Source organism: Streptomyces sp. NPDC057543, assembly GCF_042801895.1.
In the GTDB taxonomy this organism is placed as follows: domain Bacteria; phylum Actinomycetota; class Actinomycetes; order Streptomycetales; family Streptomycetaceae; genus Streptomyces.
The window spans coordinates 1-15,004 of the sequence record NZ_JBHVFF010000210.1 but is presented as its reverse complement, the minus strand read 5'-3'; the positions used below and the strand labels follow the sequence as shown (position 1 = coordinate 15,004).

At 69.5% G+C, this 15,004-nt stretch carries 12 protein-coding genes and 1 pseudogene; 4 read left to right on the top strand and 9 right to left on the bottom strand.

Going from position 1 to position 15,004, the window contains the following annotated elements; all coding sequences use genetic code 11:
• A pseudogene (locus ACFU8Q_RS28845) lies at nt 1–179 on the bottom strand (cyanate hydratase); the annotation flags it as partial.
• Nucleotides 180–247: 68 nt separating this feature from the next.
• A complete protein-coding gene (locus ACFU8Q_RS28840; RefSeq protein ID WP_384458997.1) occupies nt 248–865 on the bottom strand; it encodes a carbonic anhydrase in 618 nt (205 codons plus the stop codon).
• Nucleotides 866–1,415: 550 nt separating this feature from the next.
• Here ACFU8Q_RS28840 and ACFU8Q_RS28835 point away from each other — a divergent pair.
• Nucleotides 1,416–1,727 carry a hypothetical protein gene (locus ACFU8Q_RS28835; RefSeq protein WP_384458994.1) on the top strand — a complete coding sequence of 104 codons (312 nt, stop codon included), beginning with the start codon at nt 1,416–1,418 and terminating at the stop codon, nt 1,725–1,727.
• Nucleotides 1,728–1,895: 168 nt separating this feature from the next.
• Here ACFU8Q_RS28835 and ACFU8Q_RS28830 read toward each other — a convergent pair whose 3' ends face one another.
• The 6 genes from ACFU8Q_RS28830 to ACFU8Q_RS28805 all read right to left on the bottom strand — a co-directional run bounded on the left by ACFU8Q_RS28830 (nt 1,896) and on the right by ACFU8Q_RS28805 (nt 9,560).
• Nucleotides 1,896–4,463, bottom strand: a complete 2,568-nt coding sequence (locus ACFU8Q_RS28830) for an FtsX-like permease family protein (RefSeq protein WP_384458991.1) — start codon at nt 4,461–4,463, stop codon at nt 1,896–1,898.
• A complete protein-coding gene (locus tag ACFU8Q_RS28825) occupies nt 4,463–5,248 on the bottom strand; it encodes an ABC transporter ATP-binding protein (RefSeq protein WP_384458988.1) in 786 nt (261 codons plus the stop codon). Before ACFU8Q_RS28825 ends, ACFU8Q_RS28830 begins: the two co-directional genes overlap by 1 nt.
• 101 nt (nt 5,249–5,349) lie before the next feature.
• On the bottom strand, nt 5,350–5,937 hold the full coding sequence (locus ACFU8Q_RS28820; protein WP_384458984.1) for an alkaline phosphatase family protein: 588 nt from the start codon (nt 5,935–5,937) through the stop codon (nt 5,350–5,352).
• A gap of 59 nt (nt 5,938–5,996) precedes the next feature.
• Nucleotides 5,997–6,710, bottom strand: coding sequence for a GntR family transcriptional regulator (locus ACFU8Q_RS28815; RefSeq protein ID WP_384458981.1), 714 nt, complete (start codon nt 6,708–6,710; stop codon nt 5,997–5,999).
• Nucleotides 6,711–6,850: 140 nt separating this feature from the next.
• Nucleotides 6,851–8,155, bottom strand: a complete 1,305-nt coding sequence (locus tag ACFU8Q_RS28810) for an amidohydrolase family protein (RefSeq protein ID WP_384458978.1) — start codon at nt 8,153–8,155, stop codon at nt 6,851–6,853.
• 79 nt (nt 8,156–8,234) lie between these two features.
• The gene (locus tag ACFU8Q_RS28805) at nt 8,235–9,560 is read right to left on the bottom strand and encodes an amidohydrolase family protein (RefSeq protein WP_384458975.1); all 1,326 of its coding nucleotides are present in this window, start codon (nt 9,558–9,560) and stop codon (nt 8,235–8,237) included.
• Nucleotides 9,561–9,935: 375 nt separating this feature from the next.
• Between ACFU8Q_RS28805 and ACFU8Q_RS28800 the strand changes: the two genes are divergently transcribed.
• The 3 genes from ACFU8Q_RS28800 to ACFU8Q_RS28790 all read left to right on the top strand — a co-directional run bounded on the left by ACFU8Q_RS28800 (nt 9,936) and on the right by ACFU8Q_RS28790 (nt 13,067).
• A complete protein-coding gene (locus ACFU8Q_RS28800; protein ID WP_384458972.1) occupies nt 9,936–11,477 on the top strand; it encodes an MFS transporter in 1,542 nt (513 codons plus the stop codon).
• Complete coding sequence (locus ACFU8Q_RS28795) at nt 11,474–12,148, top strand: aspartate/glutamate racemase family protein (RefSeq protein ID WP_384458969.1); 675 nt, start codon at nt 11,474–11,476, stop codon at nt 12,146–12,148. The genes ACFU8Q_RS28800 and ACFU8Q_RS28795 overlap by 4 nt, the downstream gene beginning before the upstream one ends.
• A gap of 289 nt (nt 12,149–12,437) precedes the next feature.
• Nucleotides 12,438–13,067 (top strand): alpha-ketoglutarate-dependent dioxygenase AlkB, encoded by a 630-nt coding sequence (locus ACFU8Q_RS28790; protein ID WP_384458966.1) that lies wholly within the window; start codon nt 12,438–12,440, stop codon nt 13,065–13,067.
• Between the two features lie 218 nt (nt 13,068–13,285).
• Here the strand turns inward: ACFU8Q_RS28790 and ACFU8Q_RS28785 are convergent, their stop codons facing one another.
• Nucleotides 13,286–14,101, bottom strand: a complete 816-nt coding sequence (locus ACFU8Q_RS28785; protein ID WP_384458964.1) for an SAM-dependent methyltransferase — start codon at nt 14,099–14,101, stop codon at nt 13,286–13,288.
• Nucleotides 14,102–15,004 lie beyond the last annotated feature (903 nt).

Here is a 15,004-nt window from a genome sequence, read left to right as displayed (position 1 = left end):
GCCTCGGCGGACTTTTCCGGCAGGGCGTGCTGGCCGAGAACCGCGGCGGTGACGAAGGCGACCGACAGACCGGCGGCATCGGCGATCTGCTGCCAGGAGAGGTCCTTGCGGGTCTTGGCCTCGACCGCGGCGATCGCGAGCTGCTGACGGGCAGTGGGGTCGAACTGGGCGTGCATCATGAGGAGTTTCCATTCTTGTGTGCAGGCCGAGGGAGGCTCTGCGGGTGAGGGGGAGAGAAGGGGCAGGGTCAGGCCGCGGAGACGGTGGATGCGACAGCGTCGTCGAGTGTCTCGACGGACCCGGAGGCGATGTCGAAGAACCAGCCGTGCAGGGAGAGCCGCTGATCGGCGAGAGCATGGGCCACCGAGGGGTGGGTGCTCAGGTTCTGTAGCTGAGCGACCACATTCGCGCGTACGAGAGTGGTCACCCGGGTCTCGGCCGATGCGGCGGGAGCCGCGGCCGCCCGGGCTCGGGCGCGTGCCGCGTCCGCGTGCCGCAGCCAGTCCGCGATCATCGGTGCCGCGCTCAGGTCCTGATCCTCGGCCAGGGCGGTCATCGCGCCGCAGGCCGAATGGCCACAGATGATGATGTCCGTCACGCCGAGCACGGCAACGGCGTACTCGATGCTCGCCGCGACACCGTCCGCACCGGGTACGTAGGCGGGAACCAGATTTCCTGCGGTCCGGACGACGAACAGCTCGCCGGGTTCGCTCTGCGTGATGAGCTCGGGAGTCACCCGGGCATCGGAGCAACCGATGAACAGCGTCTCGGGACGGTGATGCGTGGCCAGGTGAGCGAAGAGCTTTTCCTTGGCGGGAAAGACGTCACGGCGGAATTGCGCGATGCCGTCCGCGAAGTTGTTCATTCGTCACTCCCATCGTGGCTGTCCGCCCCCAACGGGCTGACGTCATTCACCATGCATGAGCCGCGCCTATAGAGTCCAAGACTTGATATCCATGACTGTCATTGATGGCATCTATAGGTTGGACTGTGGGCTGAGAGGGTTGGCGTTGTACGCCGCGTGGCGGCGGTTTCGTCCTGGGGTATACCAAACCTGCGCGGTCTCGGGTTGATGGGAGAACGAGCGGCATGGCAGGTTCTGAAGGCTTCGAGCCCGGGTCGGATCGGGTCACTCGTCAGTTGCGGGATGCGATTCTTGATGGTGTGCGCCGGCCCGGCAGCAAGCTCGTCGAGCGCGAGCGCGGTGCGGGAGCTCGGAGTGAGCCGGCTGCCCATCCGCTATGCCCTGAAGGCCCTGGTGACGGAGGGGCTGGTGACGCCTCGGCCGCGAACCTGGGCGGTGGTACGGGAGTTCAGCTCCACGGACATCGCGGACCTGGACGGACTTCAAGCACAAGGGCGGCCTGTTCGTTTTCGGGACGGCGTCGTGGGCGGCGCTGTGGTCACTCTTCGCGTTGTCCCACAGCGTCGCCCTCTCCTTCGTACTGATGGCATGCATCGGCCTGATGAGCGCATCCTTCGGCGTACTGCAGACGACTCTGCTGCTGATGGTCACCGATCCGTCGGTTCAGGGGCGCGCCCTCGGGATGCAGGAACTGGCCATCGGCGTCATGCCGTTCGCGGCGTTGCGTCTTGGCGCGGGAGCCCAGTGGGTCGGAGTGGGGACGACCACGTTCTTCAGCGCACTCCTGCTGGTCGTACTTCTCGTGACAGTCGCTGCTGTTGTTCCCCGGCTCGTGAGCTACCAGGGCATCGAACCCGACTAGTAATCCAGCCGAACTTCTTCATCAGCGCTGGTCAGCGGCTTGGGTGGAGAGTGCGGCGGGTTGGAGTGGGGGCGGGGCGGTCCTTGGCGGACGGCGACCTCCAGCACTCAGGGATGTACGAGAGCCGAACTCCCGTACATCCCTGAGCAGTTGATGGCATTCCTCGGCCTACTGGCGGGCGCTGATGATGTCCTCCGGGCGCCCACCGAGTGCGACGCGGCCGGGGATCAGCGTCGCCACCGCCGTGAGCACCGCGGCGAAGCCGAGGACCCCGAGGAACATCGGCAGGTCGACGGACGGCTGGGCGGCGCCCGTCATCCCGATGCTGAAGGCGGTGAGCACGGCGAGCGAGATGGCCGTGCCGAGCACCGCGGCGACCAGGACGATCAGGGCGGACTCGATCCTGAGCATCGACATCACCTGGCGGCGGGTCGTGCCGACGAGCCGCAGCAGGGCGAACTCGCGGGTACGGTCCGAGACCGACATGGCCAGGGTGTTGACCGCGGCGATCGCGGTGAACGCGATGATCAGGCCCATCGCGAGGTAGTTGACCTCGGCGTTGGACTGCTGCACGTCGGCCTGGAGGTCGTCGACCTGGGTGCGGTCGAGGACGCCGATGCCCGGGAATTGCTTGAGTGCGCCGGTCAGCTGCTCGCGGCCGGCCTTGCCGTCACCGGTCGTCCTGACGAGGACGGAGGAGGCGAGCGGGTTGTCGACATGCCGGGCGACCAGGCCGTGCGACATGGTCAGGTCGCCGAATCCCAGACCCCGTTCGTAGACGGCGGCGACCTTCAGCTCGGCCACGGTGGCGTCGCCGAGCGTCACCTTGAGCGTGTCGCCGGGCTTCTTGCCGAGGTGTTCGGCGGAGACGTCGCTCATCGCGACGCTGTTGTCCCCGAAGCCCTTGAGGCTGCCCCGGGAGACGTCCGGGTCCCAGTTCGTGGTGAGGCCCTGCGCGGAGATGCCCTGCGCCGGGTACTTGTCGAGGCCGACGCGGACCTGGGTCCGGACGATCTCGGTGACCTGCGTGACGCCCGGTACGGCGCGCAGCGCGTCCGCCGCCTCGGCGGGGACGCCTGGGCCGTTCGAGGCGACCACCCAGTCCGCCTTGTTGCCCGCCTTGGCCTGGGCCGAGGCGGCGTCGCCCATGGTGGTCTGCACGAACAGGACGGTGCAGGCCATGCCGATGAGCAGGACCAGTGGGGTGACGGCAGCGGCCATCCGCTTGGCGTTGGCCCGGGCGTTGGCGATCGCAAGGTGACCGCCGACGCGCGAGAACTTGAGCGGGATCCCGAGGATCGCGACGGCGACGCGGGCGATGACCGGGCCGAGCAGCGAGACCGCGACGGCGAGGACCACGACGGACAGGAACGTGACGGGCTGCGAGGCCGGTTCGGTGCGCAGGAAGCCCAGAAGGACGACCACACCGATACCGAGGACCAGGACGAGCATCCCCACGCCGAGCCGTCCCCACGCGAAGTGGCCCTGTTCCATGGACGCCTCGGACAGGGCCTCGGCCGGGCGGATGCGGGCGGTGCGGCGTGCGGAGATGCGGGCCGCGACCCACGCCCCGAGCAGGGCCGCAGCGACGGCGGCGGTGAACGGAACGAAGCTGAAGGTGAGTTCGAGGGTGTCGGGGATGGCCTTGAAGTCGATGAACTTGCTGTGCAGCCAGTACGCGATGGGCAGACCCACGACCGAGCCGAGTCCGCCTGCGAGGCCACCGATGATCAGGGCTTCGCGGCCGATCAGCTGACGGACCTGCTTGGGGGTCGCGGCGATGGCGCGCAGCAGGGCGAGCTCGCGGTAGCGCTGCTGGATGGAGAGCGCGAACGTGCCGACGACGACGAGGATCGCGACGAGCAGCGACGTTCCGCCCATGGCGCCGCCCATGGAGACGAGCTTGACCCGGGCCTTGTCCGCGTCGAGGAATTCGATGGGGCCGCGCTCGCCACCGGTGGCGACGGCGTACTTGCGGCCGTCGCCGGCGAGGGCCTTCTCGGCCTGGTCCGCGAGTTCGCTCGCGGAGACGCCGGGCTTGGGCAGCAGGCCGACGGTCGCGACCTGGCCGGCCCGTCCGGAGAGGTCGCGGGCGGTCTCGTCGGAGAAGAACAGTGAGGTCTGCTGGTGCAGGTCGCCGCCCTTGGCCGCCGCGATGCCGCTGACCTTGTACGTCGTCGGCGCGCCGGTCGACTGGACGACGAGGCTGCTGCCGGTCTTGAGGCCGGTACGGGCCGCGAGTTCCCGGTCGAGGACGACCTCGTCGGCGCCCGCGGGTGCCCTGCCGTCGGTCAGCTCGAACGGGGTCAGCGCGGCGGAGGTCCAAGCATGGCCGTAGGACGGCTTGCCGTCGATGCCCGGCACGATCCGGCCCTGGGGGCCGACCGCGTACGCCGGGAAGTTCGTCTCGGGCACCGCCTTGCGGACACCGGGTAAGGCGGCGAGTTTCGCGGTGGTGTCCTCGGGCAGCCAGACCCGCTCGGCCAGCGGCTTCGCCTTGTGCTTCTCCTTGACCTTGTCCTTCTTCTTCTTGATGGTGATCTGGTGGACGTTCTGGTCGGCGCCGACGATGACCGGGGCGGCGGCGTAGCGCTCGGTGGCGATGGTGCCGCGCAGACCGGTCTCCAGGAGGATGCCGCAGGCGGTGACCAGGGCGGCGGCGCAGAACAGGGCCAGGAAGGCGCCGATGAAGCCGCCTTTCCTGGCCTTGAGCGTCTGCAGTGCGTAGCGCAGCATCAGGCCCACGCTCCCAGGTGTGTCATGCGCTCGGCGACGAGGTCGGCGGTCGGGGCGTCCATCTGTCCGGCGATCTTGCCGTCGGCCAGGAAAAGGACGGTGTCGGCGTACGAGGCGGCCACCGGGTCGTGGGTGACCATGACGACGGTCTGGCCGGTCTCGTTCACGCAGGCGCGCAGCAGGGAGAGGATCTCCTTGGCGGTCACGGTGTCGAGGGCGCCGGTCGGCTCGTCGCCGAAGATGACGTCGGGCCGGGTGATGAGGGCGCGGGCGATGGCGACGCGCTGCTGCTGGCCGCCGGAGAGTTCGGCGGGCCGGTGGGCGGCCCGGCCGCCCAGGCCGACGCGGCCGAGGATCTCGTCGAGCCAGTTCTCGTCGAGGCTCTCGCCCGCGAGGCGCAGTGGCAGCTCCACGTTCTGACGGACCGACAGGGACGGGATGAGGTTGAACGCCTGGAAGACGAAGCCGATGCGCCGGCGGCGCAGCTTCGTCAGCTGGGTCTCGTTCATGTCGTTCAGCCGGGTGTCCCCGATGTAGGACTGACCCGTGGTCGGCTGGTCGAGGCCGGCCGCGCAGTGCAGGAACGTCGACTTGCCGGAGCCCGACGGGCCCATCACCGCGGTGAAGGAACCGCGCTCGATGCCCACGGAGACCCCGTCCAGGGCGCGGACGCCGCGGCCGTTCCTGCCGTACACCTTGGTCACGTCGGCCAGACGAAGGGCGTGCCCCCGGTCGGCCGTGTTGCAGCCGTTGTCGGGGGAAGGGCGGCTCGTCTCGGTCACCATGTTGCGACCTGTCCTCTCCATAGTGCGGTTCCGGGTCTCAGCGGTGATCTGCGAGCGTATATGGCATCGAGTCGAGCGTGGTCCGTACTTCGATGTCCGATCTACTTCGGGGCCGTTTGGGGTAGTTGACCCGGTGCTCGCCGGTATGCCGAGGCGCTTCTGCGGCGCTGCACCTGGGCCGCGACGGCGGCGGCCGGCTCGCCCGCGTCGGGGTGGTCGATGCCGGACGGAGCCTGTTCGGTGCGGTCCCAGATCTCGTCGACGCCCTCGGTGTGCCTCAGGACGTCGCGGACGCGTGGGATGTCGGCGGGGTCGGCGACGTACGCACGGGCGGCCCGGTGGTCGGCCACGGCGAACGCGCGGGAGGTGCAGGGGGCCAGGTACTCCATGCCGCGCCGGCTGTAGACGAAGAGGAGTCCCTTACGGCGCAGTGCTCGGTTGATGTCGACGGGCCGGGAGACGGGGTTGATGCCGTACTGGCCGAGGGCGACGACGGTGGTGCCCCGGTCGCGCAGGTCGCCGAGGAACGGGGCGAGTGCGGCGTCGGTCTCGCGGGCGCCGCGCACGGCCCGGTGGCTGTCGGGGCCGTACCACTGGAGGTCGTAGTCGAGGTGGGTACGTAGATGAACGACAGGTCGGGGCAGCCGTGCCGACGGCGATGTGCTGCCGTCCGCTCCTGAAGTCGACACGGCATTCGCCTCGATGGCACCTCGACACGCGGGAGCCCACGGCCACGAACGCGGGCCGTTCAGGGGGAGGTTGGGGCGGTCACCGCCTGCAGCGCGAGTTCCCGGCTCCTGCGGACGTGGAGGAGGGTGATCGCCGCTGCGGCGTCGGCGTCTCCCGCGGCGATGCGTTCGTACATTTCGCTGTGCTGTGCACGCATGGGGGCGGGTTCCGTGTTGAGGCCGAACAGCAGCCGCAGTTGTCCGTTCAGCCGCTGCATCAGCTGAGCCAGCAACGGGTTGTCCGCCAGGGCCACGATCCGGTCGTGGAAGGCGGTACCGGCGTTGTTCTCCTGTGTTCGTTCGCCTGCGGCGGCTGCGGCCTCCGCCTGGTCCAGTGCGTCCCGCAGGCCCCCGAGGACTACGGAGGACTCCTCGGAGGCGGCGACGGCCACGCGGCGGGCTGCGAGGCGTGATGCCTGGATGGCCAGCGGTTCCCACACGTCGTACAGGTGCTCCACGTCGGAGCGCTCCAGTCGGCGTACCCGCACACCGCTGTGCGGCAGCAGGTCCAGCAGACCCTCTTCCACCAGCGCCCGCAGTGCCTCTCGCACCGGTACCCGCGACATCTGGAGCTCCTGGGCGATCTCGCGTTCCACCACGCGGGTTCCCTGGGCGTAGCTGCCGTCGATGATGCGTTCTCTGATGGCCTGGCGCGCGAGCTCGCTCAGTGGAGTACGCGACGCCGGGGTCGACGGCTGTCCTCCGTCTCCCTTCCCGCTGGTGCTTGCCGTCATGTGTGCTGCCCTTCCTGTGCCCTTGCCGACCTGTCCCGGAGCTCGCGAGTCCGTGAGGTCTCGCGGGCCACGGGGCATCCCGTCACCTTATGTGTGCGGTGAGGTGACGGGGCGCGGCCGGGGCACGGGAAGGGGGGGTGTCAGATCAGTTTGCCGTCGCGGGCCACCACCCGGCCGCCATGCACCACCATGTCACGTGCGGGCATGTCCACCACGACCTGCGGCAGGCACTCGGCACGCAGCAGGACGAAGTCGGCGGGGGAGCCCGGGGAGAGGTCGGCACGGGGCAGCCGCATGACGTCGGCGCCACCGTGCGCGCCGACGTCGTAACAGGCTGCCAACTCCTTGTCGAGACGCACGTCCGTGATCCAGCCGAGCAGATGCGCCCGGTGGAGCATGTCCGCGTCGCCGAACGGGCTCCACGAGTCGCGTACCCCGTCCGAGCCGAGCCCGACCCGCACGCCGTGCTCCCGCAGCTTCGCTATCGGCAGGACGAGCGATTCGTTGGGGGCCACGGTGGTCAGGGAGATGTCCAGCTCGCCGAGGTCCTCGGCCGTCCTGGCCAGTTCGGCGTCGGAGAGGCCGGGAAGGCAGAAGACGTGGCTGACGGTGACCTTGCCCTGCAGGGACAGGGCCCGAGTGCGCTCGATGATGGCGCGCAGCACCGTCAGGCCGGTCTCGCCCCTGTCGTGGAGATGGATGTCCAGGCCGACTCCGTATCGATCCGAGAGGTCGAAGACCAGGTCCAGCTGCTCGTCCATGGCCTGGTCGAAGCTGATCGGATCGATCCCGCCGATCATGTCCACGAGCCCGCTGCGGGCCGCTTCCTCGAGCAGCGCCGCCGTGCCGGGAGCGCGAACGACGCCGTGCTGCGGAAAGGCCACGATCTGCACGTCGAGTGCATGCCGGAGCCGTTCGCTCGCCTGCCCGACACCTTCCACGCAGGCCAAGCCGTAGGCTGGGGCGATGTCGGCGTGGGCACGCATGGCCCGTGTCCCGCGGGTCACGGCGTGCGCCATGAGCCCGTACGCCCGCTCGGCCACCGGCCGACTCTGACTGCGGAACAACTCCGCGTCCCGGGCGGCGAATTCGGCGATGGTGTCCGCCGGTCTGCGGGAGACCCATGAGCCGCCCCAGGTCGTCTTGTCGGGGTGGACGTGCGCGTCGACCAGAGCCGGCAGGGCGATGCGGCCGCCGCCGTCGATGACCTTGGCGCCCCTGGGAGCCCGGTCGCGTGTGATGCGACCGTCGACGACGGTGAGATCCACTGGATTCGTCGCGCCCAGGGGCCGCACATCACGGAAGACCACCGCGTCGCGCGGCAGACTCCGGGAGTCGGCCCGGGCGGACTGTGCTCCCGCGGACACGGCGACACCGGTGCCCGCCAGGGAGGCGGCGCCGGCGAGGACACTGCGCCGGGACAGCGGAGAGGGAGGGGGTGTCATGGGGACTCCTTCGGCTTGGGAAGAGACGACGGGGGCAAGTGAGGTGAGGTACGGGGCGTCACCACGGGACACAAGGTCTTCAGCCTCGGGAACGAGAAAGAGGGGCACGGCCGGACAGGCCTTCGACCGGCAGGCCCGCGCGCACCACGTGCAGTGGCGTCTTCAGTACGGACACATCGGCGAGCGGGTCGCCGTCCACCACGATCACGTCTCCCGCGAAGCCGCGCGCGAGGCGGCCCACCGTCTGCTGCAGGCCGAGGAGCCGGGCAGCCCCGGTCGTGGCCGTGCGGATCGCATCGAGCGCCGGCAGACCCGCCGCGTGCATCAGCTCGACTTCGCCGCCGATGGGCTTGATCCGGCCACCGGACGAGTCCGTGCCCGCCGCCAGCGGAACCCCCATCAGGTGCGCCGTTCTCACCGCCTCCTTCAGTACCGGCAGATACGTACGCCCACGCTCGGCCAGCACCGGGTCCGACGATTCGGCGAGTCCGGCGATCGCGCTCAGCGTCGGTGTGAAGCAGGTGCCTCTGCGGCGCATCTCGTGCAGCGTGCGCTCGCTCACGAACACCCCGTGCTCCAGGGACCGGATGCCCGCCCGGACCGCGTCGTCGCAGCCGCGCTCGCTGTAGCTGTGGCACAGCACGCCCTTGCCGCCGCGCCGCGCCGCCGACACGATCTCGGAGAGCTGCTCGTACGAATAGACCTGTGCCAGAGGGTCCTGCTCCGGCAGGCCCGCACGCTCGTTGACCCGCGTCTTGATCACGTCGGCGCCGCGGGCGAGGTTCACTTCGACGACCCGGCGCAGCGCCCCCGTGGAACGGACGCCGTCCTTCAGGCGCGCCAGCGGCGTGAGGTCCGGATCGGCCAGGATGGTGTCGCCCAGGTCGGGTGTGACGAAGATGCCCGCAGCCCGCAGACGGGGCGCCAGGTCAGGGGCCTGGCCGGCCAACTCCCGTACGGCGATGTCCTGATAGAAGTTCGTGGAACCGCTGCGCGCGCTGGTGGCACCGTTGCGGACCGCGTCATGGGCTTCGGCGGCGGTGTTCAGGTGGATGTGAGCGTCCACAAGACCGGGCAGCACCCAGCTGCCGTGCGCGTCCAGGCGCGGCGCGTCGCGCGGGATCTCGACCTGCGCCCGTGACCCGGCCGCTCGCACCACTCCGGCGCTGATGACGACGACGGCGTCCTCGATGACGTCACCGGTTGCCGGGTCGAGCAGGGTGCCGCCCTCGACGACCAGGTCACCTGAGCGCGCGGCCGCCTTCCCCGGCGTTCTTCCGGCGGCCGCCGCCACGGGCGGTGCCGCCGACAGGGCTGCGGCGGTACCCGCCAGGGCGGCCGCCCCGGCGAGGACGCCCCGGCGAGTGACACGGCCGGGCGGCGGCGGGGCGGATTCGACACACATGAGGGCTCCTCGGCATTCGATGCACAACCGGGATCCAGTTTGTATACCAAGCTGGGAATCGAGACAAGATCCTACGCTGAATCGAGCGCGATATGGCCAAAGTTGTCCCGATTGACCTACCTCATTGTACCGACTGGTATACGGCGGCCGGAAATGATGGCACTGGCCGACTTCGTGGGCCGGGGTGGCCTGATTCGGGAAGCGCTCGTCGTGGGTTGTCGCCGAGATGTCCGGCGGTGATTCCGCAGGTCCGCGCGATCAAGGTTTTTCGTCCCTGACGAACCTCTTGACGCCCCCGTCGAACAACTCCACACTTCCGCTCACCGAAACCAATCTTCCGCTATGTGAAGTATTAGTCTGCTCGGAAGGATCCCCATGGAAGCCTCCCCCGTCAGAACCGACACGGACGCAAGTCCGCGCCATCGCCAACTGGAGGACACCCTCGACCGGATCGGTGTGACCGGAGCGCATCGGCAGATCGGTGCGATGGTGCTGCTCGGCGTGTTCTTCGACGCACTGGAGCAGAACGCGGTCGGGCTGGTCGGGCCCGTGCTGCAGGAGTCGTGGGGCACCACGGCGGCCGAGCTCGGGTTCCTGAACACCGTCACCTTCACCGCGGCGGCACTCGGCAGGCTCACCACCGGCATCATCGGCGACAAGCTGGGCCGCCGGACCATGCTCACGGTGAACCTGCTGCTCTTCTCGCTGGGTGCGCTGATCTGCGCGTTCGCCCCGGTCTACACGGTGGTGGCGATCGGCCGGTTCGTCGTGGGCTTCGGTCTCGGCGGGGAGATCGCCATCGCGGTCACGATGATGTCGGAGTTCTTCGCGGCACGGCACCGCGGCAGTGCGGTCGGCATCATCAACGTCACCGCCGGCGGTCTCGGTAACATGCTGGCACCGGGGTTCGGGGTCGCGGTCTTCACCGTCTTCTCCGGCCCCGACCGCTGGCGCTGGCTGTTCGGAATGCTCGCCGTGCCTGCTCTCCTGGTGCTCTTCTACCGCCGGTTCGTCCCCGAGACCCCGCGCTACCTGCTTTCTCGCGGCAAGGTGGACGAGGCGAACCTGGTTCTCAACCGGCTCGCGTCAGGTCGGCTGCGCGGCAAGCTGGAACAGCCTCAGCGGTTCATCACCGCAGTCGAAAGCGGCGAGCGGGTCGAGCCGGAACGCAACCGGCTGCGCGACGTCTTCGCGGGCGCGTTGGGCCGCCGCACCCTCTCCCTCGGAGTGGCCGTCTGCATGTCCTACGGCGCGCAGATCTCCGTACTGTCGCTGATGCCGACCATCCTGGTCGCTCAGGGCTACAGCATCACGAAGTCGCTGCTCTTCACCCTGATCATGCAGTCCGGTTCACTGCTCGGTGCGTTGGCCGCCTCCACCGCGGCCCGCTACATCCCACGCAAGGTCGTGCTCACGGTGGCCGCCGGTCTCGGCTGTGCGGCGGCCTTCTGCTTCGGCTTCCTGGCTTCCGGCGTGGTACTCGTCCTGGTCTTCGGCGCGGCTTTCAACTGCTGCGTGATCATGCTGAACACAACTATTTGGATTTTCGCACCCGAGCAATTCCCCACCCGGGTAAGGGCGTTCGGCACGTCGATCATCCTGGCTCTCGGCTCGCTGGCAGGCGGTCTGACGCCGATTCTCGCGGGCGCCGCTTTCGACTGGTACGGCGTAGCGGGCATGTTCACCCTGCTGGGCGTGCTCTTCGTGGGGCTGGCCATATCGGTGCAGTTCCCGCCGGAGACCTTCGGCCGGTCCATGGAGGAGACGGCGGAGAACCAGCAGGAAGCGGAAAAGGGGTACAGGCGGCCGCCCATCTCTGCCGCCGGGTCCGCATCTCCGGCCGCGGACACGTCCGCGGCCACCCCTGCGGCCGCGGACACCCCTGCCCCGGACACTGGGGAAGAGGACGGCAAATGACCGTTGTAGCCCTGATCAATCCCAACACCTCACAGGCCACCACTGCGATGATGGCCGCCATCGCCCGGCGGACCCTGCGCCCGGAGGACGGCTATCGGGTCCGCGGAATCACCGTGGCCGAGGGGCCTTCGATGCTGGTGGGGGAGGAGGTGCTGCGGGCCGCGGGACCGCAGGTCCTGGAGGCGGCCCGACGTACCCTCAGCGGACCGGAGGGCGAACTCGTCGAGGCTTTCGTGGTCAGCGCGTTCGGGGACCCCGGCGTCGAGCAACTGCGTACGTGGACCGGCTTGCCCGTCGTCGGTATCGCCGAGGCGGCCATGACGCAGGCCGCGGCGGACGGCCGCCGGTTCGGCATCGCCACGACCACTCCCGGTCTGGCCGCCGCCATAGCCGCGCGAGTCGACGGTCTGGGCTGGTCCGCCCAGTACACCGGTATCCGCTTCACACCGGGTGATCCCGAGCGGCTGGCCGCCACACCGTTGGCGATGCGGGAACGGCTGGCCGAAGCCGTCGAGGCGTGCGTGGCGACGGACGGCGCCGAGGCGGTCATCATCGGCGGTGGCCCCCTGGGAGAGGCGGCCGAAGCACTCCGGGGACGCTTCCCCGTTCCCGTCATCGGGCCGATTCCGGCTGCCTGCCAGGAGGTGCAGCGGGTGCTGCGGAGGAGGTGACGGGACGCCCGCTGCGCCGTCGATGCCCGTTCCGCCGTCGTCACGTCACCGTACGGGTGGACCACGATCCACACAGTCGGCGTGCCGCGCGGCCGGTGCCGGGCGACCGGCCGGCCCTGCAAGCACCCCCGGCGCGGACCGGCGGCGCTCAGCCCGCTCACGCCCTCGGATGCCACTCCGGTATGGAACCCCGGCGGCGTTCACTGGGCCGCTGAGTGTCGCTGAGCGCCGCTCAAGCGGGTGCGCCACTCAAATAGTGCATACGTTCGAACGCAGGTACGCTGTATCCATGGCACCGCACCAGCTCCAGGGGTCTCTGTTCGATCAGAGCGACGACGTGCGTCTACGCCCACTGAACGGGCTCCGCAGAACAGAGCTCGGCGACGGCGCCTGGATCGACCTCCTGCCGGGCTGGCTGAGCGGCGCCGACGCCCTGTACGAACACCTGGCCACGGAGGTTCCCTGGAAGGCAGAACGACGACAGATGTACGAGCGGGTGGTGGACGTCCCGCGCCTGCTCGCCTTCTACCGCGCCGGTGAACCGCTGCCGCACCCCGTCCTCGAGGAGGCGCGGCAGGCGCTCTCCGCGCACTACGCCGCCGAGCTCGGCGAACCCTTCACGACGGCAGGCCTGTGCCACTACCGCGACGGGCGCGACAGCGTGGCCTGGCACGGCGACCGCATCGGCCGGGGGGCCCGCGAAGACACGATGGTCGCCATCCTCTCCGTAGGAACGCCCCGGGACCTGCTGCTGCGCCCGTGCCGCGGCGGCGGTGCCGTCCGGCGGCCACTCGGACACGGCGACCTGATCGTGATGGGCGGATCCTGCCAGCGGACCTGGGAGCACGCCATTCCCAAGGCCGCGCGGGTCGCGGGCGGGCGAATCAGTATCCAGTTCCGGCCGCACGGGGTGCAGTGATCCCTCGCCACGCGGGGGAACCCACCATAGGACGGACATCCCATCGCCCTTGGACCCAGTCGCATAACCCGGACAAGGAATCGGCGAACGCACCTCATTCATGAGAGCGGCGTTCGTGGCAGGTTGTGGCGTCGGCCACGCGAGCGTGTGACAAGACCGCCGCCTCGCATGAGACGGCGGTCCGTCCAGTCGTACGCGAGCCTCGGTCCGTCAGGGTGTCAAGGCTTGCGGGCGAGGCCGCCGTGCTCGCCGATGGGTTCCGGGGCGGGGGAAGTGGGGTCCGGGCGCCAGCAGGGGACCGAGACGACCCCGGGGGCCAAGAGTTCCAGGCCGTCGAAGAACGCCGCGATTTCATCGACCGGGCGCAGGAAGTACGGTACGGCGCCGGTCTCGTTGTACGCGTCCTGGGCCTGTTCGTAGTCGGCGTCAGTGCCCCGTGAACCGTCATTGATGGAGAGGTAGCTGCCGGACGGCAGTCCGTCCATCAGGCGGGTGACGGTGTCGCGCGCCTGGTCGTAGTCAGCGACGTGGCCCAGGATGTTGCTGAGAATCAGGGCGGTGGGGCGGGTGAGGTCCAGCGTCTCGGCGGCGGCCGCCAGGATGCGATCAGGGTCGGACAGGTTGGCGTCGACGTAGGCGGTCGCCCCCTCGGGGGTGGAGGTGAGCAGGGCACGGGCGTGCGCGAGGACCAACGGGTCGTGGTCGACATAGACGATTCTGGTCTCGGGGGCGAGCCGCTGGGCGACCTCATGGGTGTTGTTCACGGTCGGCAGCCCGGTCCCGACGTCCAGGAACTGCCGGATGCCCTCCTCGGTGACCAGGTACGTGAGGGTGCGGCGCAGGAAGGCACGGCTGCTGCGGGCGATGGTGACGATGCCGGGGAAGACGGCGCTGTATGCGTCGCCGGCTTCCTCGTCAACGGGGTAGTTGTCTTTGCCACCCAGCCAGTAGTTCCAAATCCGGGCCGAGTGCGGCACCGACGTATCGATCTTCTGATGCGCTGCCGATCCGGGCGACGTGGCGTGGTCGGTCATGGGTACCGTCCGTCTTTCAACCGAGGCGTGAACTGTCAACGCACAACCTACGTCCCAACAACCTGTATGCGTACATCAGTTCACGTCTCCGGTGGGTTCGATCAGCGCTGATTCCCCGAACCGGTCTCCACCCGGCCGGTATGAGAGCCCGCATCGGCAGCCTCGCGGTCGGCTCGATCCATGTGGACTGGGTCCCGCCCGGTCCGCCGTCGCCACAGCCACCGTGGTCCTCGTCCCCGAGTCCGCAGTCCGGCCGTCTGATGGGTGGGTTCCTCGCCGTCGGACGCGCCAAATCTCCGAAACCCCACCATGGGCGGCCGAGCGCCGGTCCCTGAACAGGGCGACCTGCCCGGCGTCACCGCCCAGCCGGTCACCCGCCTGCGGCCTCCGGACCTGATCATCCAGGACGAGCTGGACCTGATACCCGGGGCGCCCGGCACCACCGTCGGCCTCTTCGAAGCCGCCGTCGACCAGCTGAACGGACCGCAGAGGCGGCCGGTGCCATGGCCACCTCCGCTCACACGATCACTGAGCGTCTCTAATCAGCTAAGTGATCCCATGTCGGACGTGGTGTCTGGCATGGGTTCTGCCCATCGTGGAGGGGTGGCGTGGGCGTGCAGGTGGAAGCCCGCGCCCAGTGCTGCCCCTTGTGGCCGGTGGCCGGTGGTGGGTGCGCTGATCGTCGTCACGCCCTGGTGCCGGTGGGCTGCGCGGGGCAACCGGGTCCGGTCCGTGTGAGCGTGTCCCTCCGGACGCTTGTCCGCCGGGCCTTGCGGCCGGCCGGGGGAGGGTGTCCGGCGTCGCCTGGGCGTCGGACGCGTTGTTTGGTGCCGGGTGGGCCCGGTCTTGGACCGGTCCCGGCTGGTCTTGGTGGTCGGGGTGACCACGGCTTTGGCTTCGAGG